The organism is Pseudoalteromonas sp. ECSMB14103 (genome assembly GCF_000813065.1).
Classification (GTDB): domain Bacteria; phylum Pseudomonadota; class Gammaproteobacteria; order Enterobacterales; family Alteromonadaceae; genus Pseudoalteromonas; species Pseudoalteromonas marina.
On record NZ_JWGY01000001.1, the window covers coordinates 71048 to 98020 of the forward strand.

General features: G+C 38.7%; 24 protein-coding genes. 18 read left to right on the forward strand and 6 right to left on the reverse strand.

From position 1 onward, the window contains the following. The first annotated feature begins 21 nt into the window (after window positions 1-21). From RF53_RS00280 to RF53_RS00320, 9 genes are all read left to right on the forward strand, one after another. On the forward strand, window positions 22-1101 hold the full coding sequence (locus RF53_RS00280; protein ID WP_006793098.1) for a pilus assembly protein PilM: 1080 nt from the start codon (window positions 22-24) through the stop codon (window positions 1099-1101). Beyond that, the gene (locus RF53_RS00285) at window positions 1089-1661 is read left to right on the forward strand and encodes a PilN domain-containing protein (protein ID WP_006793099.1); all 573 of its coding nucleotides are present in this window, start codon (window positions 1089-1091) and stop codon (window positions 1659-1661) included. Before RF53_RS00280 ends, RF53_RS00285 begins: the two co-directional genes overlap by 13 nt. Continuing rightward, window positions 1651-2256 carry a type 4a pilus biogenesis protein PilO gene (locus RF53_RS00290; protein ID WP_006793100.1) on the forward strand — a complete coding sequence of 202 codons (606 nt, stop codon included), beginning with the start codon at window positions 1651-1653 and terminating at the stop codon, window positions 2254-2256. Before RF53_RS00285 ends, RF53_RS00290 begins: the two co-directional genes overlap by 11 nt. Beyond that, entirely contained in the window at window positions 2253-2792 is a 540-nt protein-coding gene (locus RF53_RS00295) for a pilus assembly protein PilP (protein WP_006793101.1), read from the forward strand. The genes RF53_RS00290 and RF53_RS00295 overlap by 4 nt, the downstream gene beginning before the upstream one ends. Then, the gene (locus RF53_RS00300) at window positions 2779-4872 is read left to right on the forward strand and encodes a type IV pilus secretin PilQ (protein WP_039036262.1); all 2094 of its coding nucleotides are present in this window, start codon (window positions 2779-2781) and stop codon (window positions 4870-4872) included. The genes RF53_RS00295 and RF53_RS00300 overlap by 14 nt, the downstream gene beginning before the upstream one ends. 184 nt (window positions 4873-5056) lie before the next feature. After that, the gene (gene aroK / locus RF53_RS00305) at window positions 5057-5575 is read left to right on the forward strand and encodes a shikimate kinase AroK (RefSeq protein WP_006793103.1); all 519 of its coding nucleotides are present in this window, start codon (window positions 5057-5059) and stop codon (window positions 5573-5575) included. A gap of 30 nt (window positions 5576-5605) precedes the next feature. Continuing rightward, window positions 5606-6676, forward strand: a complete 1071-nt coding sequence (aroB, locus tag RF53_RS00310; RefSeq protein WP_039036263.1) for a 3-dehydroquinate synthase — start codon at window positions 5606-5608, stop codon at window positions 6674-6676. After that, window positions 6677-7999, forward strand: coding sequence for an SPOR domain-containing protein (locus RF53_RS00315; protein ID WP_039036264.1), 1323 nt, complete (start codon window positions 6677-6679; stop codon window positions 7997-7999). It begins immediately after the preceding gene. Window positions 8000-8052: 53 nt separating this feature from the next. After that, window positions 8053-8922, forward strand: a complete 870-nt coding sequence (locus RF53_RS00320; protein WP_006793106.1) for a Dam family site-specific DNA-(adenine-N6)-methyltransferase — start codon at window positions 8053-8055, stop codon at window positions 8920-8922. Here the strand turns inward: RF53_RS00320 and RF53_RS19165 are convergent. Together RF53_RS19165 and RF53_RS00325 are read right to left on the reverse strand one after the other, a co-directional pair. Beyond that, window positions 8867-9052 (reverse strand): DUF2970 domain-containing protein, encoded by a 186-nt coding sequence (locus RF53_RS19165; RefSeq protein WP_074210163.1) that lies wholly within the window; start codon window positions 9050-9052, stop codon window positions 8867-8869. The genes RF53_RS00320 and RF53_RS19165 overlap by 56 nt on opposite strands. A 3-nt stretch (window positions 9053-9055) precedes the next feature. Beyond that, window positions 9056-9352: a hypothetical protein gene (locus RF53_RS00325; protein ID WP_039036265.1), complete on the reverse strand. Its 297-nt coding sequence runs from the start codon at window positions 9350-9352 to the stop codon at window positions 9056-9058. Window positions 9353-9557: 205 nt separating this feature from the next. Here RF53_RS00325 and rpe point away from each other — a divergent pair, with 205 nt between their 5' ends. Genes rpe through trpS form a run of 3 tightly spaced genes read left to right on the forward strand, consistent with a single transcriptional unit; the run spans window position 9558 to window position 11942 of the window. Then, window positions 9558-10241 carry a ribulose-phosphate 3-epimerase gene (gene rpe / locus RF53_RS00330; RefSeq protein WP_010557964.1) on the forward strand — a complete coding sequence of 228 codons (684 nt, stop codon included), beginning with the start codon at window positions 9558-9560 and terminating at the stop codon, window positions 10239-10241. Next, window positions 10241-10906 carry a phosphoglycolate phosphatase gene (locus tag RF53_RS00335; RefSeq protein ID WP_039036266.1) on the forward strand — a complete coding sequence of 222 codons (666 nt, stop codon included), beginning with the start codon at window positions 10241-10243 and terminating at the stop codon, window positions 10904-10906. Before rpe ends, RF53_RS00335 begins: the two co-directional genes overlap by 1 nt. 31 nt (window positions 10907-10937) lie before the next feature. Continuing rightward, window positions 10938-11942 (forward strand): tryptophan--tRNA ligase, encoded by a 1005-nt coding sequence (gene trpS / locus RF53_RS00340; protein WP_006793110.1) that lies wholly within the window; start codon window positions 10938-10940, stop codon window positions 11940-11942. Window positions 11943-12055: 113 nt separating this feature from the next. On the opposite strand, the gene RF53_RS00345 is transcribed toward trpS, so the two are convergent. Beyond that, window positions 12056-12976, reverse strand: a complete 921-nt coding sequence (locus tag RF53_RS00345; protein WP_039036267.1) for a TraB/GumN family protein — start codon at window positions 12974-12976, stop codon at window positions 12056-12058. Window positions 12977-13012: 36 nt separating this feature from the next. Continuing rightward, window positions 13013-13378 (reverse strand): hypothetical protein, encoded by a 366-nt coding sequence (locus RF53_RS00350; RefSeq protein WP_039036268.1) that lies wholly within the window; start codon window positions 13376-13378, stop codon window positions 13013-13015. Window positions 13379-13659: 281 nt separating this feature from the next. Between RF53_RS00350 and RF53_RS00360 the strand changes: the two genes are divergently transcribed. Then, window positions 13660-15804 (forward strand): winged helix-turn-helix domain-containing protein, encoded by a 2145-nt coding sequence (locus RF53_RS00360; RefSeq protein WP_039036269.1) that lies wholly within the window; start codon window positions 13660-13662, stop codon window positions 15802-15804. A gap of 82 nt (window positions 15805-15886) precedes the next feature. Here RF53_RS00360 and uvrA read toward each other — a convergent pair whose 3' ends face one another. Then, window positions 15887-18706: an excinuclease ABC subunit UvrA gene (uvrA, locus tag RF53_RS00365; protein ID WP_010557958.1), complete on the reverse strand. Its 2820-nt coding sequence runs from the start codon at window positions 18704-18706 to the stop codon at window positions 15887-15889. Window positions 18707-18867: 161 nt separating this feature from the next. Here uvrA and RF53_RS00370 point away from each other — a divergent pair, with 161 nt between their 5' ends. From RF53_RS00370 to RF53_RS00380, 3 genes are all read left to right on the forward strand, one after another. Beyond that, window positions 18868-20235 (forward strand): MFS transporter, encoded by a 1368-nt coding sequence (locus RF53_RS00370; protein ID WP_039036270.1) that lies wholly within the window; start codon window positions 18868-18870, stop codon window positions 20233-20235. A 20-nt stretch (window positions 20236-20255) separates the two neighbouring features. Beyond that, window positions 20256-20957 carry a single-stranded DNA-binding protein gene (gene ssb, locus RF53_RS00375; protein WP_006793117.1) on the forward strand — a complete coding sequence of 234 codons (702 nt, stop codon included), beginning with the start codon at window positions 20256-20258 and terminating at the stop codon, window positions 20955-20957. Between the two features lie 210 nt (window positions 20958-21167). Further along, window positions 21168-22850: an EAL domain-containing protein gene (locus RF53_RS00380; RefSeq protein ID WP_235420586.1), complete on the forward strand. Its 1683-nt coding sequence runs from the start codon at window positions 21168-21170 to the stop codon at window positions 22848-22850. 61 nt (window positions 22851-22911) lie between these two features. On the opposite strand, the gene RF53_RS00385 is transcribed toward RF53_RS00380, so the two are convergent. Further along, window positions 22912-23820, reverse strand: coding sequence for a 1-aminocyclopropane-1-carboxylate deaminase/D-cysteine desulfhydrase (locus RF53_RS00385; protein WP_039036272.1), 909 nt, complete (start codon window positions 23818-23820; stop codon window positions 22912-22914). A 175-nt stretch (window positions 23821-23995) separates the two neighbouring features. On the opposite strand from RF53_RS00385, the gene RF53_RS00390 reads away from it, so the two are divergent. Next, a complete protein-coding gene (locus tag RF53_RS00390) occupies window positions 23996-24517 on the forward strand; it encodes a type II secretion system protein (RefSeq protein ID WP_039036273.1) in 522 nt (173 codons plus the stop codon). A 374-nt stretch (window positions 24518-24891) separates the two neighbouring features. Further along, on the forward strand, window positions 24892-26940 hold the full coding sequence (locus RF53_RS00395; RefSeq protein WP_039036274.1) for a formylglycine-generating enzyme family protein: 2049 nt from the start codon (window positions 24892-24894) through the stop codon (window positions 26938-26940). The last annotated feature ends 33 nt before the right edge of the window (window positions 26941-26973 follow it).

Here is a 26973-nt window from a genome sequence, read left to right on the forward strand (position 1 = left end):
AACAAAGGCCAAGTTGCAAACATGCTAAGTCAACTATTTCAAAAGCCGTCGCCAATGATGGTAGGAATTGATATCGGATCGCACTCGATTAAAGCGGTGCTTCTGAGAGAAATTGAAAGTGGATTTCGATTAGAGGCCCTAGCAATTGAGCCCATGCCTAAAGGCGCCATGAGTGAAAGAACGATTCAAGATATTGAAGCGATTGGTAATGTAATAACAAAATTAAAAAGAAAATTACCTAAGTCACTTAAAAATGCAGCAGTGGCGGTGTCAGGGCAAACGGTTATTACAAAAGTAATTTTTATGGATGTGTCGTTGAGCGATGCAGAACTTGAATCTCAAATTGAAATTGAAGCAGATAGTTTAATACCTTACCCACTCGATGAAGTTAGCTTAGACTTCGAAAAGCTCTCTACTAACGAAGCTGACCCGAGTAAAATGAATGTATTACTTTCAGCAGCCCGAACAGAAAGTGTTGAAGCACGTGTTGGCGCATTAGAAGAGGCTAATCTCGATACTAAGATTGTTGATGTAGAAAGTTACGCCTTAAGCCGTGCGATGGACGTTTATTACCAACAACTACCAAGCGATGCCTTCAATAAGTGTGTTGCTGTTGTAGATATTGGTGCCGTACTCATGCTTGTAAGTGTTGTGCAAGCTGGTGAAACTATTTATACACGTGACCAGGTTTTTGGTGGTGATCAATACACAAATAGTATTGTTAACTACTACAACAAAGGGTTTGATGAAGCTGAAATAGGTAAAACATCAGGCGACTTACCACCTAACTATACCTTTGAGGTATTAGCGCCATTTCAAACAGCGTTGCTTCAGCAAGTACGTAGAGCGGTGCAAATGTTTTTAACAACGAGTGGTAAAGAACAAATAGACTACATTGTGCTTACCGGTGGAACTTCTATGATCAAAGGGCTTGATCGCTTATTAATTGAAGAATTAGGTATACACAGTGTTGTTGCAGAACCGTTTGCAAATATGGAAATTTCGCCAAAAGTAGATCGTAATGTTATGCAGCGTCACCGAACACAGTTTGCAATTGCAACAGGTTTGGCATTAAGGAGCTTTTCATCATGCCACATATAAATCTATTGCCTTGGCGAGAACTGCAGCGCGAAGAATCTAAAAAGAAATTTGTAACCATACTAGTTGGAATTGTTTTAGCTTGTTTTTTAAGTATGTACTTATTAAGTATGTTTTACAGTGCATTAAAAGACGGGCAAAACTTAAAAAATAATTACTTAAGTTCTGAAATAAGCATGCTTGATCGAAAGATCAGTGATATTAGAGAATTAGACAAACGAAAAGAAAACCTACAGCAGCGAATGCGATTAATCGAAGAGCTGCAAAGTAGCCGTAACCTTGGCACACAAATTATGGATGAAGTAACAAAAATAGTACCTCAAGGTATTTACTTAACAAAGCTGGAGCGCAGAGGAAACCAGATTTATGTACTTGGCCGAAGTGAATCAAATAACCGTTTATCTACCATGATCCGCCAGGTACAAAGTTCATATTTGCTAGAGCGTCTGACTATGCAGGATATTGTAGCAGGTGATCAGTCTTCGCGTTTACTTAGTGACTTTAGTATGGAGTTTTACGTAAAACCATTTGACGAGATTGGTGAGGTACGTAATGAACCTTGATTTTAAAGCGCTTGGCGAAATAGATTGGAATGAAATTGAGTTAGACAATATTGGTGATTGGCCTGCTGCTGTAAAAGTAATTTGCTGTGCATTTGTTGCTGGGCTCATATTATTTTTTAGCTATAGCCTGTTAGTTTCTGACGAGATTGATAGCTACCATAATGCGGTATCAAAAGAGGTCGACTTAAGAAGTACCTACAGAACAAAATACGCTGTAGCGAGTAAGCTAGATATTTATCGCCAACAAATGATAGAAATGGAAGATAAGTTTTCTCAATTACTTAAGCGGTTACCGACATCAAACGAAATACCAGGCTTACTTGACGATTTATCTTATGTTGGCACAACGAGCGGTTTAACATTTTTAAAAATTGGTTGGTTACCTGAAGTAGAGAAAGAGTTTTATACCGAGCTACCTATCAAAATAGAAGTAGTAGGTACTTATCATGAATTTGGTGAATTTGTTGGCAAAGTTGCTCAGTTACCACGAATAGTTAGTTTGCATGACTTTTCTATTACGTCTTCTGGCGAAAAACAACTAACATTTAGTGTTGTAGCAAAAACTTACCGTTATGAAGAAGGAGTTAAAAAATGAGGCTCCTTCATTTAATGCCGCTATTGGCTGTTGTTGCGTTAGTGGGGTGTAACGACGATACCTCGGAACAAAAAGAATTTATTGATCAGGTAAAAGCAAGCACAACGCCTAAAGTTGAGTCGATTCCTGAACTTACTCAATTTGAGATTTTTGAATATAGTGCAGGTAATTTACGAAGTCCATTTGTGGCACCTCAACCTGAAATAATTCAGAACAAACTGACGCAAATAAAAAACTGTTTACACCCTGACCCAGACAGGCGCAGAGAGCCATTAGAAAAATACCCATTAGATAATTTAGCAATGAAAGGTACAATTGGTTCAAGTGGTCAAGTTTGGGCGCTTATAACTGCTGCAGATGAAACATTACATCGTGTAACGATTGGTAATTATTTGGGTAGTTACGATGGCAAGGTAAAAGCTGTGAGTAACGATTTTATAGAATTAGTTGAATTAATCCCTGATGGGTCTGGTTGTTGGAAAGAGCGCCTGACTAAACTGGAAATGTTAGAGGCGGCAACTGATGGCGCAAATTAATAATAAAAAAGGTAAAAATAACATGCATAAGGATGTTCTTTGGTTTAATCGCATTGCGAGAGCTTTATTTGCAACAGCCGCTTTGGTTTGTGCTAACAATGCTTTGGCAGGACCATTGCTTTACGATGTACGTTATAACCCATTACTTAAAGGTGAAACCGAACTACAGCTTGTTTTCGACGAAGAAATAACTTTAGAACCGCAAATTCAAGTATTTAACAGCCCAGCGCGTATTGAAATGTTTTTTGATACCGCAGAGTTAGAATTAGGATTAAATGACGTTGAAGTTAATCAAGCAGGTATTAGTAGTGTCACCAATGTGTTATCTGAGCAAGGTTTAAAGGTAACAGTTAATCTAGACAGATTAAAAATGTATGAAACAGAAGTTAATAACAACTTAGTTTCAATACGTGTATCGGATAACCCATTAACCGGTTCAGTAACTGAAGATGAAGCCGTTCTGACAGGTGATGTGAGTGGAAACTACATTAACCGCATCCAATCTATTGATTTTAGACGTGGTGAGAAAGGTGAGGCAAAGGTACTTGTATTTTTACAAGACACTCAAGCTGCTATAGAGGTTCACGAAAGTGGCGGCAAAATTTACGCAGATTTTCACCATACAGATATTCTGGACGATCTACTTTATGAGTTGGATGTTTTAGACTTTGGTACCATTGTTAGTACTATCGAAACGTTTAAAGAAGAAGGGCGAAGCCGCGTTGTTATAGAACCTAATGCCGAGTTTACATTCACGTATCAGCAAATAGACAATATTCTTACCCTCACAGTTGAAAAAGATGAAACTCAAAATGCTTACCTAGATGGTGGTAAAGAGTATCAAGGTCGACCAATGACCTTAAACTTTCAAGATATTTCAGTCCGTGCAGCATTACAAATTATCGCAGGCTATAACGACTTTAACTTAGTAACAAGTGATTCCGTTACCGGTAACATTACCTTGCGCTTAGATGGCGTGCCGTGGGACCAAGCACTTGATGTCGTATTACGTATAAAAGGGTTGGACAAGCGCATGGATGGCTCTATCTTAATGGTAGCGCCAGCAGAAGAGCTTGCAGCCCGTGAAGCAAAAGATCTAAAAGCAAAGCAGCAAGTTGAAGATTTAGAGCCGCTTTACAGCGAATATATGCGATTGAATTATGCCAAAGCTGAAGACTTTGCTGACTTACTTAAAACAGATATTAATAGCATCATTACCCCACGCGGAAGTGTGTCGGTTGATCAGCGTACTAACACTTTACTCGTTAAAGATACTGTTAAGAGCATAGAAAATATTAGACGTATGATTGAAACCCTGGACATACCGGTTCAACAGGTTGTTATTGAATCTCGTATGGTAACAGTGCGTGATAACGTAACTGAGGACCTAGGTGTTCGTTGGGGATTTAGCGATCAGCAAGGTAGTGATGGCATATCTGGTTCTTTAGAAGGTGCTGAAACCATTTCAAATGGGGTAATCCCTGACTTAACAGATAGATTAAATGTAAATCTACCTATTACAAACCCAGCGGCCAGTATAGGCCTCCACATAGCAAAACTCGCCAACGGGACATTAATCGATTTAGAGTTAAGTGCGCTTGAAGAAGAGAATAAAGGCGAGATTATTGCAAGCCCGCGTATTATTGCTGCCAATCAGCAAAAAGCGCGCATTGAACAAGGTACTGAAATACCCTATACAGAATCAGCTTCTAGTGGTGCAACAACGGTAAGCTTTAAAAAAGCAGTACTTAGTTTAGAGGTGACACCACATATAACGCCTGATAATAAAGTAATTTTAGACTTAATTATCACGCAAGATACACGTGGCGATACTGTACAAACAGGTACAGGTGAGGCCGTTTCGATAGATACTCAAGAAATTCAAACACAAGTATTAGTAGAAAACGGGCAAACTATCGTACTGGGTGGGATTTTCCAACAGCAGATAATCAACACTACAAATAAAGTGCCTGTGTTAGGTGATATTCCTTATGTTGGTAGGTTGTTTAAAAGCACCAGTGAATTTAATGAAAAGCGTGAATTGCTTATTTTCGTGACACCAAAAATACAAATAGATTAAAATAAGGTACTTTTTTGTTAATCAACGGGTGATTATTTAGTTTAATTGCTCGTTATGTGGCTTTTTATTCTAATTGACTTGAAATACCCCTGCAATTACTGAGATAATCCCCTCCTTAATTTTGGGGCCAGGTCGTTAGGCGGGGTTTTATTTCAAATTTTAGAGTTCGTTTGTACTAAAAGATATGGCTGAGAAACGTAATATATTTCTAATTGGCCCCATGGGGGCTGGAAAAAGCACAATTGGTCGTCACATTGCCGATCAATTACACCTTGAATTTGTTGATTCTGATCAAGAAATCGAACGCCGCACGGGTGCAGATATTGCCTGGGTATTCGATCTTGAAGGTGAAGAAGGCTTTAGACTTCGTGAAGAATCTGTTATTGGCGACTTAACTGAAATGCAAGGTATTGTACTTGCTACAGGTGGTGGTTCAGTAATGAGTAAAGAAGTTCGAAACAAGCTTTCGGCTCGTGGTATCGTTGTATACCTAGAGACACCTATTGAAAAGCAAGTTGCACGCACACAACGCGACAAGCGTCGCCCGTTACTGCAAACAGAAGAAGCACCTCGTGATGTACTAGAGCGCTTAGCAGAAGAACGCGAACCGTTATATAAAGAAGTGGCTGATTTTGTTGTACGCACTGATGAGCAAAGCGCTAAAGTTGTTGCAAATCAAATCATTGAGAAACTAGATTTTTAAAACCAATACATAATAAAGGATTAGCTGAGCATGCTTAAATTAACTGTTAATTTGGACGAGCGAAGTTATCCTATTTATATTGGGCAATCTGCACTTCAAGATAATGGCCGTCTAATTCATCATATTGGTGATTGTCGGCCTATCATCATTACTAATGACACAATTGAACCTTTATATCTACAAGGCTTACTTGATTCATTAGCTGAATTAAATCCTCTTTCCTTTATCATACCTGATGGTGAGCAATACAAGTCACTAGAGTGGTTTGAAAAAATATCCGCTTTTTTACTGCAAAATAATTGTGGTCGCGATACTTGTTTAATTGCATTAGGTGGCGGCGTAGTTGGTGATTTAACTGGTTTTGTAGCTGCATGTTATCAACGTGGCGTGCCGTTTATTCAAATACCTACAACACTTTTATCGCAAGTGGATTCATCTGTTGGTGGAAAAACAGCGGTGAACCATCCGTTAGGAAAAAACATGATTGGGGCTTTTTATCAGCCACAAGCTGTTTTTATTGATACTCAGTCTCTTCATACACTCCCAAAAAGAGAGTTTGCGGCAGGAATGGCTGAAGTTATCAAGTATGGTTTAATATACGATACCGAGCTTTTTACTTATTTAGAGCAAAATGTTGAAAACTTACAGCAGCTAAATGAAACATGCCTGCAGCATATCATTTACAGGTGCTGTGAAATTAAAGCGTTAATCGTTGCTGAGGATGAAAAAGAGCAAGGTCTCAGAGCATTGCTAAACTTGGGGCATACCTTCGGTCACGCAATTGAAGCCCAAATGGGTTATGGTAAGTGGCTTCATGGTGAAGCTGTTGCTACGGGTATGGTGTTAGCTTCTCAGTTGGCTCACACTCGAGGTGACTTAACGCAGCAGGATATAGCGCGTATTGTGGATGTTATTAAACAATATAACTTACCAACTGAAGTACCTGTAGATATGACGAGTGAACAATTTTTATTGCATATGCGCAAAGATAAAAAAAATAAAAAAGGAACTATCCGTTTTATTTTACCCACTCAATTTGGTCAATGTGCACTGGTAGACGATGTATCTGACGATCAAGTCCGAGCATTAATCGAGCACTAAATGCAGTCACAAATTTTACCAAGCCGTGCGGCTTTGGTGGATAGAATCGCACTGCAATTTGAATATGGTCAAAACCTTATTATTTTACTGGGCACATCAGGCCTAGGAAAAAGCTATCTGCTTGAAACCTTTATTACCGATAAATACAACGACTTTAATAAAGCATTTGTACAATCGAGTGCAAAATTGACAGACGCTCAGTTAATGAGCGATCTACTAGAGCAAAGCTTTAACAACCCGTTGGTTGATCATAATTTAAGTTTGTCTGAAAATTTTTATCAGTTACTTAATCAACAACAATCGGGCTCCTGTTTATGGGTTATTGACGGTGGAAGGCACTTATCAGAAGAGTTTTTAATTGAGCTGGAGCTGCTAGCTAAAAATAGCCCAATCACTCTTTATATTATGATTGCCTCAGCTGCAAAGTTGCCGGTTGAACACGCAGTCGAAATTCATCTTGAACGGCTTCCTCTTCATGAAAGTAAGCAGTTAATGGGGTGGTACTTTGAAAAGCTTCCTCACGATGAAGATCCTGTTTTCCAAGCTTTTTTAGCTGAAGCTAATGGTAATCCTAGTTTATTGCTTGCATGGCAACAGGATGAGTACATCGCAGATGTCAAAGTTAAAGATAAAGTATCATGGCGTGTACATTTACTGGTACTTATGTTGCTCATTATGTTCTTAATTATAGGCTTGTTATATAAGTCAGATATGAGTGATTGGTGGCAAAAGCATTATGAGCAAGGCACCATTGAGGTTGATAGCACTGCTATTCCAGTGAGCCAGGCTATTGCACCTATACCTGACACAGTAACAAAAGAAAAAGTAGCCGACATACAGCCTACCGCTGAAGGTGAAAGAAAAAACGATATATCCGCGATCATGCAAAGCTTAAATGCAGGCAACGAGATCAATGAGCCTATTAGCTCTGATACACTCATAAAAGATGAACCTGTTAAAGAGCTTGTGCAATCAAAAGTTAACAATGAGGTTGATGCATCATCAGTGCAACTGCCCATAAACGAAGTTAGCTCATGGTATTCTAAGCAAAATGATTCAAATACGGTGATTCAGTTACTTGCAGTAACACAAAAGCAGGTTGTAGATGATTTTATAGAGCAGTATGCACTCCAATTAACAGCGTACACTTATCAAACTCAAAGAAATGGTAAAACATGGTGGGTGGTGACAACCGGCAGTTTTACAAGCATGAATGATGCACAGCAAGGTATGAAAAACCTACCTGCAAGTATCTTAAAAAATAAGCCGTTTTATAAAAAAATTAGTAAAATAAAACAAGAAATTGCACGAGTTGATCAGTAATATAAATCGCTTTAGTGTAAAATCGCGCAACACCAGATTGAAGTAAAGAACCAATGCAGCAAAAGAGTAGAGCCTTCCTTAAATGGGCTGGCGGAAAATACAGTCTCGTTGATGATATTAACGCGCGATTAAACCAAGCAAGTTCGCATGCTGATACCTTGGTTGAACCTTTTGTTGGTGCCGGTTCCGTTTTTCTAAATAGCGATTTTAAGCATTATATTCTTAACGATATTAATGCTGATTTAATCAACTTATATAAAGAATTAAGAAATTCACCCGATGAGTTTATTAGTGATGCAAAAAAGCTATTCGTTGATTTAAATAACCACCCCGATGCGTACTACGAATACCGAGTTCAGTTTAATCAAAGCCGTGATGTATATGAGCGGTCAATGCTATTTTTATACATGAATCGTTTTGGTTACAACGGCTTATGCCGTTATAACTTAAAAGGCATTTTTAATGTACCATTTGGTAAATATAAAAAGCCTTATTTTCCTGAAAAGGAAATGTACTTTTTTGCTGAAAAAGCACAGCAAGCGACCTTTACATGCTTAGGCTACGATGACGTATTTAAACTAGTTCCTAATAACGCGGTTATTTATTGCGATCCACCCTATGTCCCTTTGAGTAAAACGGCTTCGTTTACTTCTTATGCTAAGGGCGGGTTTAATTTAGATGATCAGGCTAATTTAGCTAATTTGGCAGAAAAAGCGGCGTTTGAAAATAACACCCCAGTGCTTATTTCAAATCACGATACAGTATGGACACGGAAAATATACAGCCAAGCATCACTTGATCAAATTCAAGTCAAAAGGACAATAAGCCCTAAGGGCGGAACTCGTAATAAAGTAGGCGAGTTAATGGCTATGTACTTACCACTAAAACAACCACAGCATAAATTGAAAGCGCAAAAGCGATAAATAGTATTATCGCAATAGCAATGATTGAGGAAATAGAGTGTTCTTGAAAATCTGCGCGGCGCTTTTGTTCTGATTGAACACCAAAAAATGCGGCTAGCACACTTTGCAACGCGCTAATAAAGTGCCGCATTTTCTAGAATAAAGGCTTTAAAGAAGGTGTTTTCTTGCTGTCGTCTGAGCTTGTTAATAACTCAAGTAAATCCAAGTAGTGAAACTGAGCGCTGCGGCTATCACCAGTGATCCAAGAAAACCAAGAAGAGTCTTCTTCAAGTACATGTAAACAGGGTTTACTTGTGTTTATTTCGTGTGTTGATTGCGGAGCACAATTATTAACCGAGCTTAACTCTTGCCCTGAACTTGGCGTAAAATTTACTAACCCAATAACTAATAATGCAGATGCAATTAATATCCCAATTTTAAAAGCGCGCATGATTTGAACCTAATATTTTGTTACTTTTTTAAGCATAACAAAAACTGCTCAAATAACAAACTTGTTTCTAATAAAGACTATTAATTAAATGTCAAAAATAGCCACTTAAGCACTTCAAACGCAACAGTATTACGCCTTAGTTGCTTGGGTAACGTCATCAATTGAGTTACATTAACGTAATATTTTACTCATTGGTGAATCTGCTATGTTTAGCCCAGAACAAAAATACTTAATTGCCCCATCAATTCTTTCAGCTGATTTTGCAAAGCTTGGTGAAGATGTTGATAGCGTTTTAGCCGCAGGTGCAGATGTAGTGCATTTTGATGTAATGGATAATCACTATGTACCTAACTTAACGATTGGACCTATGGTGTGTAAAGCACTAAGGGACTACGGTATCACCGCGCCAATTGATGTGCATTTAATGGTTAAGCCTGTCGATAGCATCATTCCACAGTTTGCAGAGGCGGGGGCTTCAATAATTACTTTTCACCCAGAGGCGAGTGAGCATATTGATCGCACGATTCAATTAATCAAAGATCATGGCTGTAAAGCTGGCTTAGTATTTAACCCAGCGACCAGTTTAAGCTATTTAGATCATGTAATTGATAAGCTAGATACTATTTTACTCATGTCTGTTAACCCCGGATTTGGTGGGCAAAGCTTTATTCCTCATACACTTAAAAAGTTAGCGCAGGCAAAGCAACGAATTGTTGAGTCAGGTCGAGATATTCGACTAGAAGTGGACGGTGGTATTAAGGTGGATAATATCGCTGCAGCAGCTCAGGCCGGTGCAGATATGTTTGTAGCAGGCTCTGCTATTTTTAATCAGCCAGACTACAAAGTAGTTATTGATCAAATGCGTAAGCAACTTGAGAGTGTAAAATAATGCAGTACGATGCGGCATTTTTTGATTTGGATGGCACACTAGTCGATAGTGTATATGACCTATATATCTCAATTAACTTAACATTAAGCGACTTGGCATTCCCTATTGTAAGCCAACGTTTGGTCGAAAGCTGGGTAGGAAATGGTATAGATATGTTGGTAAAGCGGGCACTGAGTGGTGATATGCAGGTTAGTGAGCATTTAGATGAATCACTAACTAATAAAGCCATTGCACAGTTTCATAAGCATTATGAACAACAGGTAGGCCAATACAGCGTGTTATACCAACATGTTGAAACAGGGCTTGCAGCTTTACGTGGTATGCAAAAAGCATTGATAACTAATAAGTCTCGAATTTTTACTGAAAAACTTCTTGATAAGTTAGCACTTACCAATCATTTTGAGCTTATTATTTGTGGCGATGATATGGCAAAAAAACCGTCACCTAAGCCATTATTGTTTGCGTGTAAAAAGCTAAATATTGAGGCCTCTAAAGCAATAATGATTGGCGATTCTAAAAGCGATATACTTGCTGCAAAAGCGGCGGGTATTGATGTAATTGCAGTAGGCTATGGCTATAATCAAGGTGAAAACCTTGCTGATTATAATCCACAGTACCTATGCGATAACTTCTTAGATATAATACCTGTCCTAACACAGCGTTAAATATTAATAATTAAGTAAATAAAGGAAAATCATGAGTAAACCAGTAGTTTTAAGCGGCATTCAGCCAACCGGTGGTATGACAATAGGCAACTATGTTGGCGCTATTAACCAGTGGCTAAAGTTACAGGAAGATCACGAAAGTTTCTTTATGTTGGTTGACTTGCATGCTATCACCGTTCGTCAAGAGCCAGAATTATTACGCTCTCGTGTACTAGATGGCGTTGCATTGTATGCTGCATGCGGTATCGACCCTGAAAAGTCAGCGTTATTTGTTCAGTCTCAAGTGCCAGAGCACGCACAGTTAGCGTGGGTACTTAATTGTTACGCGCAAATGGGTGAACTTAACCGCATGACCCAGTTTAAAGATAAGTCGTCAAAGCATGCTAACAATGTAAACGTGGGCTTATTTTCGTACCCAGTTTTACAAGCGGCCGATATTTTACTTTATCAAGCCGATCAGGTACCAGTAGGCGAAGATCAAAAACAACACTTAGAGCTAACGCGTGACATAGCAACACGCTTTAATAACTTATACGGTGACGTTTTTAAACTGCCAGAGCCTTACATTCCAGAGTTTGGTGCGCGTGTAATGAGCCTACAAGACCCACTCAAGAAAATGTCAAAGTCTGACGAAAATCCAAACGGCTACATTATGTTATTAGATGAGCCTAAAAAGATTGAGAAAAAGCTTAAAAAAGCAGTGACCGATTCAGACGAGCAAGCGCGTATTTACTTTGACCGAACTGAAAAGCCAGGTGTATCTAACTTACTTACTTTATTAAGCGTAGCGACTAAGCGCTCAATAGAAGACTTAGTACCAGAGTTTGAAGGTAAAATGTACGGTCACCTTAAAAAAGATACAGCCGATGCAGTAGTAAGCATGATTGAACCAATTCAAGCTCGCTTTAAAGAAATTAGAGAAGATCAAAATTTACTTGATAACATAATGAAATCTGGAGCTGAAAAAGCCAGTGTACGTGCCGAGAAAACGCTTAAATCGGTATATGATGCATTAGGGTTTATTCCACGCGGATAGGTTTATTGAAATAAAAATGCCGCTTATTAGCGGCATTTTTCATATGGCACATATCAACATGATAGACCCAAATAAAAACAGTAGCGATACTGCTAATTTGTCTGTTTTATCCATTATTCGGCTCCTTTTACAGTTATGTCTTGTGCGTTATTAATGCTCACTAAAGAAACGCTGTAGCCTTTATTTTCAAGTAATGTAAGCAAGCTATCTTGGCCTACAAGGTGTCCAGCCCCAACTAGTACAAACTCACTACTGTCGTTATTAAACATTGCCTCTACTTTTGGTAACCAATTATTATTTCTATCTTTAAGTAGCTGCTTGTAGGTTTCTGGGTCATTTTTCTGAATATTTTCAACCGCTACCTTGTTTAGTGTGTCGGTATCACCTTCTCGCCATGCAGTTAATAATCCTTTAAATATATCATTATAGTTATTTAGCTCTGCTAGGTTACGTTTAATAAAGTCATTTTCGTTACCTTGACCCATTGTTTTAAATAACTCTAACTGAAACTCCACTGTTTCTAAGTAGTTTTTTGTTTTGTTGTCTTTAGTCGCTTTTTTTTCATAGTAAGCATCAACACCTTCTCCCATTAAGTTTTGTTTTTGCAGTTCCATCGACATTAAAACGATACTCACCATGGCTGGGCGAAAGCCATCTAGCTTAGCAAGGTTAGCGCCAAACTCGCTAAGCTTATTTTCGAGTGAAGCCTTAACCTCAGGCTCTAACTTTTCGCTTAACGTTTCATTATTTGTATATGAAAGCGCGCCAAGCATTTGCATTTGAGCATTAGTATCAGCTGGGTCTGGTACTGGCGCTTCAAAAACAATTGTATCGGCTTGTTCATAAGCATGATTAAACTCAACAGGTAATGGCATTTCAGCTTTAGGCAAAATATGTACAGTACCGCCAATAAATAACGAGTTATCTCCTTTGCTTACTTGCCATACTGAACTTTGTGCATGTGCTGTATTTGCTACCAAGCTACAACCAAGTAAAATGCTGGCAGACACTAATTTTTTTGTAAAATTTTTCATGATGATTCCTTAATGTAATTTCTAAATTTATTGTTTTTAGTTAGATAAAATATTGCTGAAATAAGCAGTGATTGACGATGTGACCTTTGAAAGGTTTTTATCTATTTGTGAGTTTATTTTGTCCATTGAAGAGTCAAGCTCCGCTGATATTTTTTCATCTATTGAAGAGAGTAGCGTTTGTGTATCACTATTACTTTTTAAAGACTCTGTAGCGTCTATTTTGGTTGTTTTTTGCTGCTTTACATTTTTTGAGCTAGTTATCATTGGGTTTTCACCAATCATGCATTGCTCAAAACTCCTTTGAGTGTTTTGTTGATTAGTGTCAGCTGCAATAGCTAAAGTAGTATTAAAAGCAGTGGCTAATAGTAAAGTAGATAGACCTTTTTTCATTGTGCTGTTCATAATTAAACCTTTTATATTTTTAATTGCAGCTAATTTAGAATCGCAAATGATTTTTAGTAAGCTGCTTGTTGATGACGGTTTAAAGAATATCGCTGAATTTACTGAGAGTCGCTTATCTAGTTATGAGCAATTAATAGATAAGGTTTTAATCGTATTTAATTGTTTTAATTTAATGGGTTAGCGTAAAACCTTATATTGTTGATATAAGGTTTTAAATGCTTTTTATACACAATAATGAGTTGATGTGGTACGGTTTATAAAAATAAAAATACCTAAAGACTATGAATTATCAAATCGGACCTTGGCAATTTATAAGTAATCGCTGTGTGATTACTTCAAATAACTTAGAAAGGGAATTAGATCCACTTTTAGTAAAGTTATTACTGCACTTTGTAAATAAGCCTCAACAAATAGTTTCCCGCCAAGCGCTAATCGAAAGTGTATGGCAACAAAGCTATGTAGACGATAACGCGATTAACCGAGCTATCTCAGAGCTAAGAAAACAGCTTGCTCATCCAACTGAAAAAGCACCGCTTTTAAAAACGCATTACCGTAAAGGATATAGCCTTACGGTAATACCTGAACAGTTAACACGAGAAAGCGTTACTGAAAAGCCTGTAAACTCAATATCTGACTCGGCTACTGACACTACAAATAGTGATGATTTTACTGCTGCGACTATTTCAAAACCTGTCCCAGAAAAGAACATCAAAACGCTTTTGGCTTATACGTTATTAGTCATCACCTGTATTTTCTCTATTGTGTGGTTGGTACTGTTTTATAAAAGTGAAGGCGCTGGTGATATAGTTAAACAAGTTACGGTAAATAAGGTTGCGAGTACGTGGAATATAGGTAGTGAGGTTCACCCTGAGCTATCTTCAGATAAACACTATTTAGCTTATACCAATGTTGAACCTGAACAGGATTTTAATCGTGCATTTGTTAAGCGACTTTCTGATCAGCGAGAAGTAGAAATTACATACCCTGGTTTTCAGGTATCTATTTTATCGTGGCAGCTAAACCAACATGCTGTGCTATTACAAGCGACAAACTTAAAACAGCAACAATGCGAAATGGTATTAGTTGATTTAAGCCAGTTTCCTATTATTGGAGACGCTAAACTTATAAAAAAATGTGACCTCAGATACACAGGTTATGCGCAATTAGATCAAAATGGTGAGTATATTTATTATACCGAATACAAAAATGAGCAAGATGGCTCAGGGTTATACAAATTTGATTTAGAATTACAAAAGGAGTCGATTGTTATTCCTCCGCCAGGTGTAATGTATGGTGTAATAATGCCGCGTTTATCTCATTCGGGTAATAAAATAGCGTACATACTAAGCCAAAAAGGCCAGCCATTTTCTGTATTTAGTTACGACTTTAACACACGTGAGACTAAGCGATTATTTAAGGCAAAGAGAAGAACCATCAGTTTCGCGTTCGATTGGCTTTCAAATGATAAAGGCGTTATTGTGTTTGAAGACTCTGATCTTTCAAGCATTACGTTTAATGAAAATAATATAATTAAACATACTCTGAATGTTACCCCCGCAATTTCACCTTATTATATTGCAGTTCAGTCTGCTAATAGTCTTTTTTACTCAGCAAATAAAACACAAGCATTTTCATTAATTAAAGCAACAGATACCTTTGGCGACAATCCAGCTTATGAACCTTTGTATAAAAGTGATAATGACGACTACAGTATTGTTGAAGTAATAAATAAAGCTGGGCCAGCGCATGTTTTTGTATCAGAGCGCTCTGGTAGCAGCCAATTATGGATTGCTCAAAATGGGCTAACTAAGCAACTTAGTTTTTTTAATTACGACGATGACTCCTCTACCTATAAATTAAGAGGGTTAAAAGTATCCCCTAATAAGAGGCGTATATTATTAATAAAAAATAAGCGCTTTTCACTTTATGACCTAAGTACGCAAAAATTCTACCCGTTAGAGATGTTAAGTGGGCGTAAAATAGAGAGTTACATTTGGTCAAAAAATAACGAAAGTATTATTTATATTGAGCAGCTTGATTCAAAAAATAGAGTCGTTGAGTTGAACTTGCTAACCCGTGATACTCACGTAATTGAAGACATTAAAGCCAATAAGCTTATTTCAGATAGTGAAGGGAACGCTTACGCAATAACATTTGATCAGTTAATTCGTCTCTCAGATAAGCAAAGCTGGCCATTACCTAAAAATGCCAGAAAGGCGAATGTATATGGAGTAAGCAAAGACTATTTTTATTACTCAGATTCTATCTCAAGAATTGCTAGGCTCAATTTAAAAGAGGGTACCGTGCAAGATACACACGTGGACTTTCGGCCTATCACTTTTGAGGTGAGTTCAGATAACGAAATTTTATTTACGGGTGCTAAATACAAAGATATGCAAATTATACAAATTAGTTGGGATGAATAAAAAGTTTATCAAGGACTAGCAGTTGGGAGCTAAATATAAAAAACACCAAGTAGTTAAATTACTTGGTGTTTTTTTATTGGTATTAAAGCAATGGCTTTAGGTAATGACCTGTGTGCGAGCGTTCACATTCGGCTACTTCTTCAGGCGTACCTGCAATAAGTATCTCACCGCCGCCAGCGCCACCTTCAGGGCCTAAATCAACCACCCAGTCTGCAGTTTTAACCACATCTAAGTTATGCTCAATAACCACGATGGTGTTACCGTGATCGCGCAGGCGATGTAATACAACAAGCAGTTGTTCAATGTCGGCAAAATGTAAGCCAGTTGTGGGCTCATCAAGTATGTACAGTGTTTTACCTGTATCGCGTTTAGAAAGCTCACGGGCAAGTTTTACACGCTGAGCTTCACCGCCAGAGAGCGTAGTAGCTGCTTGTCCTAAGCGAACATACGATAAACCAACGTCCATTAGCGTTTTAAGCTTACGGGCTATTGCAGGTATTTTATCAAAGTAGTCATGCGCGTCTTCAACGGTCATTTCGAGTACTTGGTGAATGTTTTTACCCTTGTATTGTACTTCTAGAGTTTCGCGGTTGTAGCGTGCCCCTTTACATACATCACAGGGGACATATACATCAGGTAAAAAGTGCATTTCTACCTTTATTACGCCATCACCTTGGCAGGCTTCACAGCGTCCACCTTTAACGTTAAAACTAAAGCGACCCACTTTATATCCACGAGAGCGTGACTCTTGTGTACCCGCAAATAACTCACGAATACCCGTAAAAATACCGGTATAGGTAGCAGGGTTTGAGCGTGGTGTACGGCCAATAGGGCTTTGGTCAATATCAATTACTTTATCAAAATGATCAAGACCACTAATTGATTTATACGGTGCAGCTTCTGCTGTGGTTGCGCCGTTTAATTCAGTATGCGCTAGTTTGAATAGCGTATCGTTTATAAGTGTTGATTTACCAGAGCCCGACACCCCTGTTATACAGGTCATTAACCCAAATGGAATTTTTAAATCGACATTTTTAAGGTTGTTACCTGTTGCGCCAAATAACTCAAGCCATTTATCGCCGGTTGGGTTACGCTCTTTTGGTACTTCTATTTTTCGCACGCCTGATAAAAACTGGCCAGTTACTGAGTCTTTGGTTGCTAAAATATCGTCGCGTGTACCTTGTGCGATAATATGTCCGCCGTGCACACCCGCACCTGGGCCAATATCAATAATATGATCGGCGGCGCGAATGGCATCTTCATCATGTTCAACAACAATAACGGTGTTACCAAGATCGCGTAAATGCACTAATGTTTGTAATAGACGGTCGTTATCTCGCTGGTGTAAACCAATTGATGGTTCGTCTAATACATACATAACACCAACAAGACCCGCACCAATTTGGCTGGCTAAACGAATTCGCTGCGCTTCACCACCAGAGAGGGTATCGGCACTGCGCTCAAGCGATAAGTAATTAAGGCCAACATTGATTAAAAACGATAAACGGTCGCGAATTTCTTTAAGAATTTTTTCTGCTATTTGTGCTCTTTGGCCACTTAACGATAAGCTCTCGAAAAAATCCATCGCTTCGCCAATACTCATGGTAGTAATAGCAGGTAAGTTAGTTTGGCCAATAAATACGTGGCGTGCTTCTTGGCGTAAACGTGAACCCTTACAGCTAGGGCAGGCTTGGCTGGTTTGATATTTAGCGAGCTCTTCACGTACCGAGTTTGACTCAGTTTCGCGATAGCGACGGTTCATGTTATTTAACACGCCTTCAAACTCGTGGTTGCGTGTGATTAAATCGCCTCTGTCGTTACGGTAGTTGAAGGCTATTTTTGTACTGCCTGAACCTTCTAAAATAATTTTTTGAGAATCTTTAGCCAGCTTTTCAAACGGTACGTCTAAATCAAATTTATAATGTTCTGCTACTGCTTGTAGCATTTGGAAGTAGTAAAAGCTGCGTTTATCCCACCCTTTTATAGCACCTCCGGCTAAGCTTAACTCTGGGTTATGCACTACGCGGTTAGGATCAAAGTACTGGCGTACGCCTAAACCATCACAACTTTGACACGCACCAGCAGGGTTATTAAACGAAAATAAACGCGGTTCTAATTCGGTCATTGCATAGCCACAGGTAGGGCAGGCAAAGTTGGCTGAAAACAGCATTTCTTCAATACTGCTGTCGTCCATGTAAGCTACATTTGCTACGCCGCCCGACATTTCAAGTGCTGTTTCAAACGACTCAGCTAAACGCTGCTGTTGACCGTCTTTTACCTTAAAGCGGTCAACAACCACTTCAATAGTATGTTTTTTATGAAGTTCAAGTGTCGGCGGATCTGATAAGTCGCACACTTCGCCATCTATGCGGGCACGAATATAGCCTTGGCTTGCAAGCTGCTCAAGTAATTTAACGTGCTCACCTTTACGGTCTTTAACCACTGGTGCTAAAAGCATCAGTTTAGTGCCCTCTGGCAGCGCTAAAACGGTATCAACCATTTGGCTAATTGTTTGTGCGGCTAAAGGTAAATCATGTGTAGGACAACGAGGTTCGCCCACACGAGCAAACATTAAACGTAAGTAATCGTATATTTCGGTAATTGTACCTACGGTAGAGCGCGGATTGTGCGATGTAGATTTTTGCTCAATAGAAATGGCGGGAGACAGTCCCTCAATATGATCAACATCGGGTTTTTCCATCAAGGATAAAAACTGTCTTGCATAAGCAGAAAGTGATTCAACATACCGGCGTTGCCCTTCAGCGTATAAAGTATCAAATGCAAGTGATGACTTTCCCGAACCAGATAGGCCTGTGATAACAATTAATTTATCACGTGGGATGGTTAGGCTGATGTCTTTTAAGTTGTGCGTACGGGCGCCTCGGACTTCAATGTTTTCCATGCTATCTCGTTAATTACCAAAATTATTTACTGAGTATCTCATAATACGCTGCAATATTAATCCTTGATCATGAAAAATCCTTAGCTTTAAGCGATTAATTATTGCCAAGCTTGTGGTAGAATCCTTGTCTAATTTTTTCACATCGTAAGATTTAGCTGATAATGACTGCATCTTCACTTAATTCACGAGAAAAGCGCGCCGCGGTATCGCTAGCGAGTGTGTTTGCATTTAGAATGCTCGGCTTATTTATGCTGATGCCGGTATTAGCGATTTATGGCCAGTCGCTTGACGGTTTTTCACCTATTTGGATTGGCTTTGCTATTGGTGCGTATGGCCTAACGCAGGCTGTGTTGCAAATACCTATGGGCCGTTTGTCAGACAAAATAGGCCGTAAAAAAGTTATTATTGGTGGCTTAGTTGTGTTTGCTATTGGCTCAGTCATAGCCGCATTAGCTGAATCTATCCAAATGGTAACTGTGGGGCGTGCATTACAAGGCATGGGCGCTATTGCTAGTGCTTTGCTTGCATTTGCCAGCGACTTAAGCCGAGACGAACAGCGACCCAAAGTAATGGCGGTTATAGGTATGAGCATAGGCATGAGCTTTGCTTTTGCTATGTTATTAGGGCCTATTGTTGCCGCGTCGTGGGGTGTTGCTGGCGTTTTTTGGCTAACGGCAATACTTGCGGTATGTGGTATTTTTATTATTACGTTTTTAGTGCCCAAAGCGGTTAATAAAGCCCCCAAAGGCGACACGCTTGCAAGCTTTAGCGATATTAAAAAACTGATTAAACACCCGCAGTTAGCACGCTTAAATGCCGGTGTATTACTGCTGCATTTAACATTAACAACCATTTTTGTTGTGTTACCCAGCCAGCTAATAAAAGAAGGCCTAGCGGCAGAACAACATTGGTATTTGTATATTCCAGTCTTGCTTTTAGCATTTCTATTAATGGTGCCCATTATGATTGTGGCCATAAAAAAAGAAAAAGAAAAGCAAGCATTTATGAGTTCTGTAGCGCTGTTAACAGTCAGCATGCTTGCCATGTCAGTATGGATTAATAGTGTGGTAGGAATTGCAATATGTATGTTGCTTTATTTTGTTGCGTTTAACTTTTTAGAAGCAACAATGCCCGCGCTTGTATCGCGCTTAGCGCCTGCTAGCCAAAAAGGGTCAGCCATGGGCGGGTACTCGTCTAGCCAGTTTTTAGGGGCTTTTTTAGGTGGTATTTTAGGTGGTTACGTAGCACAAACAATAAGTACGCAAGCTGTGTTTGCGGCAGCGGCACTTGTTGGGTTAATATGGCTTGTTGTTGCGTGGAAAATGGAAGTACCACCCAAAAGTAAAGTTATTAGTTTAATGACCAAATTAAGTACTGAGGAGCATGCCCAAACACTGGCTTCTCAGTTAGTTGCTTTACCCGGTGTAATAGAAGCAACTGTAGTACGCGACGAAAGCCGTAGCTACTTAAAGATTAATGATAAAGAATTTGACCTAGACCAAGCGCGAAAAGTCGCTGGTTTAATCTAACGTTTATAGGAGATGGTTTCATGGCACGCGGTGTGAACAAAGTAATTTTGGTTGGTAATTTAGGGCAAGATCCTGAAGTTCGTTACATGCCTAACGGTAACGGTGTAGCAAATATTACCTTAGCAACTTCAGACAGCTATAAAGATAAAAACACTGGCCAAATGGTTGATAAAACTGAATGGCACCGTGTTGTATTTTTTGGGAAACTGGCTGAAATTGTGGGCGAATATTGTCGTAAAGGTTCACAAATATACGTAGAAGGTAAACTTCAAACACGTAAATGGACTGATCAACAAGGCCAAGAAAAATACACCACAGAAATCGTTGTTGATGGCTTTACAGGTCAAATGCAAATGCTAGGTGCTCGCGGTGGAGACCAGCAAAGTGGTGGCGGTTACCAAGGCAATCAAGGTGGCCAGCAAAACAGTGGTTATCAAGGTAATCAAGGTAGCCAACAAGGCGGCTATTCACAAAATAATCAAAACCAGCAAGGTAGTTATGCACCACAGCAGCAAGCTGCACCTGCTGCACAGCCTCAATCGGCGCCTGCACCACAGCAAAATAACCAGTATCAGCCACAAGGCGGTGGTTTTGCTCCACAGCAAAATAGTGCACCACAGCAGCAAGGTGGTTTTGCACCTAAGCCTCAAAATGCACCACAAGGCGGCGCATCAAACCCAATGGAACCAACAATAGATTTTGACGACGACATTCCGTTTTAACCAAAGAAAGAATGTTGAAAAAAACATCTAAAGCCGCTATTTAGCGGCTTTTTTATGTCTTTCACTCCATCAATGTTAGCCAATTTTCTCGTGTTGCTAATAATGGTAATTAGCTTAAGTACTGTTTTACATTTAAAGTTAATTGGCTACCTTGTGCTTATGGCTTTTTTGAACAACACTTTAGTGACTAATATTACATGTGGGTGAGTTATGTCTAAGGGGCAGTATTGGTTATTAAGATATTTTAAGCCGATTTGTTTGGTCATGCTTGTTGTATCGCTTATTGGCTTTAACCTCATTTTAAGCAATGCGTTACATTTAAAAGTACATAGCGCTGGCCAGCAGCTCACAAAGCAAGTTTATGAGTTACAATTAAATGCCCCTTTGAATCAAAAAACACTGTCTGTTTTAGCACAAAGCAATGGCTTTATGCTTGCACCTGAGTCGTCTTCCCTCCACTTTAAAAACATTATAAAGCCGCAGCTTGAGGTGTTTTCATATAAAACATTGAACTTAGGCCTTTACCATTCACCTGTGTGGATAATGGAAAGCTACTTATTTATTTTACTTAACCTGGTGATAGTGGGTGCCGCTATTTCATTATACCGTTGGGGAAGCGCTGCTAACTTTAGACAATTAAAACACCGAAGTCGTCATCACAAGCCGACAAAATTGACTAGTAGTATTTCCAATTTAAATGTGGTTAAAAATGTTGAAAGTGAGGAGTTAGCCTCACTATATGCTGCCGCTGAACAGTATCATAGTTTGTTTGTTTTGGTCAGTTGGGAGTGTAAGTTTGACAAAAATACCGACTTAGAAACTAGTTTTAAAGTTTTTATTCTAAAAGGTATTCCAGAGATCAAAAAAGTAGCTGTGAAACTTATTAATCCAGACAAGCTAACTATTATGCTTTACAACGTACCTATTGCAGAGCTTGATCGGTACACGGAGCGTTTGCATAAAATAATTTTTAATGTGTGCCAAAGCCATCAAAAAAATACGACTCGTAAGCATGTTAAATTGGGTGCGTGTAATTTTCGTCTAGGAGCAGATCAATCAAAGGTTTTGCAAATAGCGCAGTCGGCCCTAACGCTTTCAAAAAATAGTATGTTATTACACCGTCACCGGTTGGCGCTGAGCAAAAGCCAAGAAGTGTTATTTTGTAATGAGCAGGTTATAAACAATATTAAGAAAAATAAATTTATGCTGTCTTTTCAGCCTGTTTTCGATCTGATTAGTGGTGATATTATCCAGCATGAGGCGTTAATTAGAGTAAGACACGACATGCATGGATTACTAGCTGCTCAGTATTTTATTAACCAAGTTGAGAGTAAAGATGACGCGTTAATTCTAGATAAGGCGGTATTGTCGCAAATACTAACACTTGTAATGGCAGAGAAGTCGCCTTTGAGCGTAAGTATTAATATGCATCCTAAAAACTGGCTTAACGATAAGTTTTGGAGCTGGTTAACCATGCAAATGGATAAGCTTAATCTAAGCTGTCAATTACAGTTTGAAATGAGTGAGTCTTTTTTTTGCAACAACAAAAATGCGTTATCAACTACGTTAAATACAATAAAAAAACACAGATCTAATATTATTATTGATAATGTAAAAACGAGTGAAAACATTCCTTTGCTTATTCACTGTGAAGAGGTAATAGGCCTAAAGCTAAGCTATGAACTCGTTCACTTAGTTAATGAAAAATCGCATAATCAAAAATGTATTAAAGAGATTGTTGATGCAGGTAAAATGCTAAACCTTCCTGTTTATGCCGTAGGCGTTGAGACTCAAAAAGAGCTCATTATGTTAACTAAATTGGGCGTTGCTGGCGCACAAGGTTTTTATTTTTCGGAGCCTTTACAAGAGCTAACTCAGGCTGTTTTTCATTAAAATATTTAAGCTTTGTAAATTAACGCCTTATGCAATGAGGCTTAACCGAAAAGAAGTATGTCTAAATTAGTTTTCTGTATTTAAGACCCTTTAGCCCCTGCAAGCCACCGGTATGAATCGCAATTATTTTACTACCAGAAGGGAAATAATCTTGCTCTATTAGGTTCCATATTGCGTACATCATTTTACCGCTATAAATAGGCTCTAATGGTAAATTGTGTGTAATATCCATATATTGGCAAAACGCCCATAACTCAGGGGTAAATTTACCGTAACCACCTCCATGAAAGTCGCAAAGTAATTGCCAGTTAGTTTGTGACTGTGCTTTGCAGCTTAGCTCCCGGACTTCATCTATTAAATATTGCGCTTGCTTTAAAACTGCAATTCCTATTATTTGTGTTGCTGTATTACTCCCCTCAATTAACCCTGCTAATGTTCCGCCGCTTCCTGTGGGGCAAATTAGGTAATCGTGTTCTGGTAAACTTTGTGCAAGCTCTGCACAACCAGGTACTGCATAGGTATTTGTCCCGCCTTCGGCAAGAATATACGCATCTGGAAACTTCTCTTGAAGCTCAGCAAGGTATTGTGAATCGTTTCGTAACTTATATTCAATGCGATTAACAACATGAAGCTGCATGCCACACTGCTGTGCAAATTGAATTGTTGGGTTGCTTAGATCTAAGTTAGGCCCGCGAATAATCCCATGTGTTTTTAAACCAAAGATTTTTCCAGCTGCGGAGCATGCATGTATGTGGTTTGAAAACGCCCCACCAAAAGTAAGTAGCTCAGTTTTATTCTGCGACTGCATTTTTAATAAATTATATTTTAGTTTGCGCCACTTATTCCCATTTATTAGAGGGTGAAGCAAATCATCTCGTTTTACTAGTAACTCAATGCCTTTACTTTTTAACCACGGATCATCAATTGTTTGCGTAATAGTGGTTTCATTTATTTTGAAAGATGCAGGCATTTTTTCTCAATTAAAAGGATTAATAAAATACATGACCAATTTTATAGCTTATAAACAAAAGGGGCTATGCAAAATTACGACGGATTGTTGTGTGTAACAGTGCGTTGATTAAATTTTGAGTAGCTAGATTGGCAAACATGTTTTAAAGTTAACCAATTGTAAAGGGAGTTTAGTTATGAAGAAGCAATTTCAAGAAACAATACTTATAAAAAAACAGGTTGGCTTTTCGTTACTGCAGCTAATAATTGTTATTGTCACTTTTGGTGCGTTAGCTGTTTATTTTGCCCCGCGCTTTTTAAACCTTCAAGGTGAGGCACACGCATCCATTCTTGAAACACTGCAAGTATCAATTCAAGCTGAAATAAGCGTTGTGCATGGAAAAGCCATTATAAAAAATGTGCATAATAAAGCTAATGCTAGTATCGAGCTTGATTCAGAAAACATGGTTGATATTGTTTACGGCTACCCTGCTGCAACCGAGGCCGCTTTTAAAGCATTTTTAGATACTAAGTTTGCGAGTGATAATACTGGGGAATTTAATATTACTAGCAACCCACAAGTTGCAAAAGCTATTATTTATCCCAACAGTTATTCTGCAGTAGATAATTGCCGTATTGAATATGTTGAAGCCAAAAAAAACACTAAACAAAATATAATTACTGCGCCCGCTTTAAGCGTATTTACGTCTGAGTGTTAGTACAAAAAATAAGTGTTTATAAGTTTGCTAGTTTATTTGATAACGTTATTTTTAATGGTTAACGGTTAAATAACGCAAATACGCTAGCTTTAATACAAAGTGACACTTAACGGTGATCAATAACCTAAAATAAAATAGTTTCACTGTTAAGTGTAAGTTTATGAATTTAATGAGAATCTAAGCATTGTTTCACAATTTTTCGGCTTTAGAGTAAATGATCAGGTTATTTACTAGCGTGAAACGGGCGAATAGTTGTAAACTAAGATAATAATTGAACAAAGCTTGTGTTTTGCGCTGCAAGTACATAGCATAAGACTTTAATTATAAAAAAATAATAACGACCAAATAATTGCCGCTTTTTGGGACTGGAATATATGCGAATTACTCCTTTATCTCTGTTAATTACAGCTAGTTTGTTAGCAAGTAGTGCATTTGCACAAGACACAGCTACCGTAACTGGAATTGAGTCAGAGATTAGTGTTAAACAGACAGAATACGATAACTCGACAAGAATACTTGATAAACATTTAAAAGAAGAAAGTCAGTTACAAAATCAATTAGAGCTACTTCGTTCTCGTTCAACTGAGCTAGATAAAGAAAAAAACCAAGCGCTCGACGCGATGAACGAAATGTATCGCCGTTTAATTGATGATCCATCAATAAATATTACAAGTGCTCAATCTCGCTATCAACAGGCGGTAGTTGATCACAAGCAAAATAAAGATGATATCTCTATGCAGTTGGCGGCAATTGCATCTCACCGAAAAGATATTGAGCAAATACGAGTTGCTAAGCACACTTTACTAAATACCTTAGAAAGTTTAAAAGAGCAGTTAACAACAGCTCGTGTTGAGCGCTTGCGTAACGAGTTTACGCGTGAAGGTACGCTTGAGGTTAACCATACAATAAACTGTAAGCGCACCGAAACACTTGCAGCCTGTGAGCAACGTGGTCAGCAAATGGGTTTACAAAAAGCAACCAAACGCTTTGTAGATCAAATTTTTGCAAACTTAACCGAAGAGCGCATAGTTGAACCAAAACGCAATTTAGCAGGGGCGCAAGTACAAATTTTAAGTAGCCATGTGGTTAATAGTGCGTTTAGCGGCCAAGGTAATTACAACGTTAACTTAAGCGTTTCAATGCGCGGCGAAGTGAATAGCAGCCGTTTATGTAACCTATTAAGTATAGATAACCGTTATTGTTCAGAATACGGTTCACCGCTAAATACAGCTTACCAGCCAACTTATGGCACTACCTATTCAGATAGTCAGTTAACATTCAGCAATAGCGCGGATAATAACAATACAGTTTCGGTATCGCGTTTAAACAACAAGCCTGTACGCGATTATTCTGTTAAGCAGCCAGTTCAGTCTAAGTCTGATTACACGGTTGTTGAACAAAAAAAAGATCAGTCGGTAGAGTTAACACTTCGCTCTAATGTATACGATGATGAAGTATTCATTAACGGTGTAAGCTTTGGTTCTACTCGTTTAATTACGCGTTTACCAAAAGGTGTGCATGAAATTGAAATTCGTAAATTAGGTTACAAGCCTTACCAAGCACGTGTAAACCTAAATAAAGCGCAAACAATTAATGCTAACTTAGTAAAAAAGCCTAAGTCGATTGCTGCACCGACCTATACTCGCGAGCAACCAGAAACACAAACACGCAGAGTAAGCGAAAATGTTAACGTTTTAAACGCAAATGTAGAAACACCTGTTGTGGTTATTCCTGCTGGCAAATTTAAAATGGGTGATATCAATGGTAACGGATTAGCTAATGAGCGCCCCGTTATTGAAAAAGCCATTGCTAACTCTTTTGCTATGCAAAGCAAGGAAGTGACTGTAGGCGACTATGAAAAATTTGTTGCTAATACGGCGTATAAAACAGAAGCAGAAATAAATAAAGGCTGCGCATATTATTTAAATGGCGAGCCAGTATGGGAAGCGGCTTTAAACTGGCGCAATCCTGGCTTTGAACAGGGCAGTGACTTTCCGGCTGTATGTTTAACTTATAACGATGCAAAAGCATATGCTGACTGGTTATCTGGCCAGACAGGGCAGCAATTTCGTTTACCTAGCGAAGTTGAGTGGGAATATGCAGCTCGTGCAGGTACAGAAACTGAGTACCCTTGGGGTAACGAAATTGGTAAAAACCTAGCTAACTGTGGTTGGTGTGGTAGTGAATGGTCAAACAAGCGCGCAGCACCGGTTGGGTCTTTTTCTCCAAATGCGTTTGGACTTTACGATACGGTAGGTAACGTATGGGAATGGACCGGTAAAAAATCAGGTGAATCGGATGTGGCAGTAAGAGGCGGGGCATGGAACTTTGCACCAAGCCTTGCACGCGTATCAACACGATTAATTTTAGCGCCTGATTTTAGATCAAACTACATTGGTTTTCGCTTAGTTCGCGAGAGATAAATTTATAAGGAAGCATTGCTTCCTTTTTTAACA

Bases quoted from the DNA above. Each gene is read 5' to 3' on its own strand.
- RF53_RS00280 (WP_006793098.1), top strand. From the start codon at position 22: ATGCTAAGTCAACTATTTCAAAAGCCGTCGCCAATGATGGTAGGAATT.
- RF53_RS00285 (WP_006793099.1), top strand. From the start codon at position 1,089: ATGCCACATATAAATCTATTGCCTTGGCGAGAACTGCAGCGCGAAGAA.
- RF53_RS00290 (WP_006793100.1), top strand. From the start codon at position 1,651: ATGAACCTTGATTTTAAAGCGCTTGGCGAAATAGATTGGAATGAAATT.
- RF53_RS00295 (WP_006793101.1), top strand. From the start codon at position 2,253: ATGAGGCTCCTTCATTTAATGCCGCTATTGGCTGTTGTTGCGTTAGTG.
- RF53_RS00300 (WP_039036262.1), top strand. From the start codon at position 2,779: ATGGCGCAAATTAATAATAAAAAAGGTAAAAATAACATGCATAAGGAT.
- aroK (WP_006793103.1), top strand. From the start codon at position 5,057: ATGGCTGAGAAACGTAATATATTTCTAATTGGCCCCATGGGGGCTGGA.
- aroB (WP_039036263.1), top strand. From the start codon at position 5,606: ATGCTTAAATTAACTGTTAATTTGGACGAGCGAAGTTATCCTATTTAT.
- RF53_RS00315 (WP_039036264.1), top strand. From the start codon at position 6,677: ATGCAGTCACAAATTTTACCAAGCCGTGCGGCTTTGGTGGATAGAATC.
- RF53_RS00320 (WP_006793106.1), top strand. From the start codon at position 8,053: ATGCAGCAAAAGAGTAGAGCCTTCCTTAAATGGGCTGGCGGAAAATAC.
- RF53_RS19165 (WP_074210163.1), bottom strand. From the start codon at position 9,052: ATGCGGCACTTTATTAGCGCGTTGCAAAGTGTGCTAGCCGCATTTTTT.
- RF53_RS00325 (WP_039036265.1), bottom strand. From the start codon at position 9,352: ATGCGCGCTTTTAAAATTGGGATATTAATTGCATCTGCATTATTAGTT.
- rpe (WP_010557964.1), top strand. From the start codon at position 9,558: ATGTTTAGCCCAGAACAAAAATACTTAATTGCCCCATCAATTCTTTCA.
- RF53_RS00335 (WP_039036266.1), top strand. From the start codon at position 10,241: ATGCAGTACGATGCGGCATTTTTTGATTTGGATGGCACACTAGTCGAT.
- trpS (WP_006793110.1), top strand. From the start codon at position 10,938: ATGAGTAAACCAGTAGTTTTAAGCGGCATTCAGCCAACCGGTGGTATG.
- RF53_RS00345 (WP_039036267.1), bottom strand. From the start codon at position 12,976: ATGAAAAATTTTACAAAAAAATTAGTGTCTGCCAGCATTTTACTTGGT.
- RF53_RS00350 (WP_039036268.1), bottom strand. From the start codon at position 13,378: ATGAACAGCACAATGAAAAAAGGTCTATCTACTTTACTATTAGCCACT.
- RF53_RS00360 (WP_039036269.1), top strand. From the start codon at position 13,660: ATGAATTATCAAATCGGACCTTGGCAATTTATAAGTAATCGCTGTGTG.
- uvrA (WP_010557958.1), bottom strand. From the start codon at position 18,706: ATGGAAAACATTGAAGTCCGAGGCGCCCGTACGCACAACTTAAAAGAC.
- RF53_RS00370 (WP_039036270.1), top strand. From the start codon at position 18,868: ATGACTGCATCTTCACTTAATTCACGAGAAAAGCGCGCCGCGGTATCG.
- ssb (WP_006793117.1), top strand. From the start codon at position 20,256: ATGGCACGCGGTGTGAACAAAGTAATTTTGGTTGGTAATTTAGGGCAA.
- RF53_RS00380 (WP_235420586.1), top strand. From the start codon at position 21,168: ATGTCTAAGGGGCAGTATTGGTTATTAAGATATTTTAAGCCGATTTGT.
- RF53_RS00385 (WP_039036272.1), bottom strand. From the start codon at position 23,820: ATGCCTGCATCTTTCAAAATAAATGAAACCACTATTACGCAAACAATT.
- RF53_RS00390 (WP_039036273.1), top strand. From the start codon at position 23,996: ATGAAGAAGCAATTTCAAGAAACAATACTTATAAAAAAACAGGTTGGC.
- RF53_RS00395 (WP_039036274.1), top strand. From the start codon at position 24,892: ATGCGAATTACTCCTTTATCTCTGTTAATTACAGCTAGTTTGTTAGCA.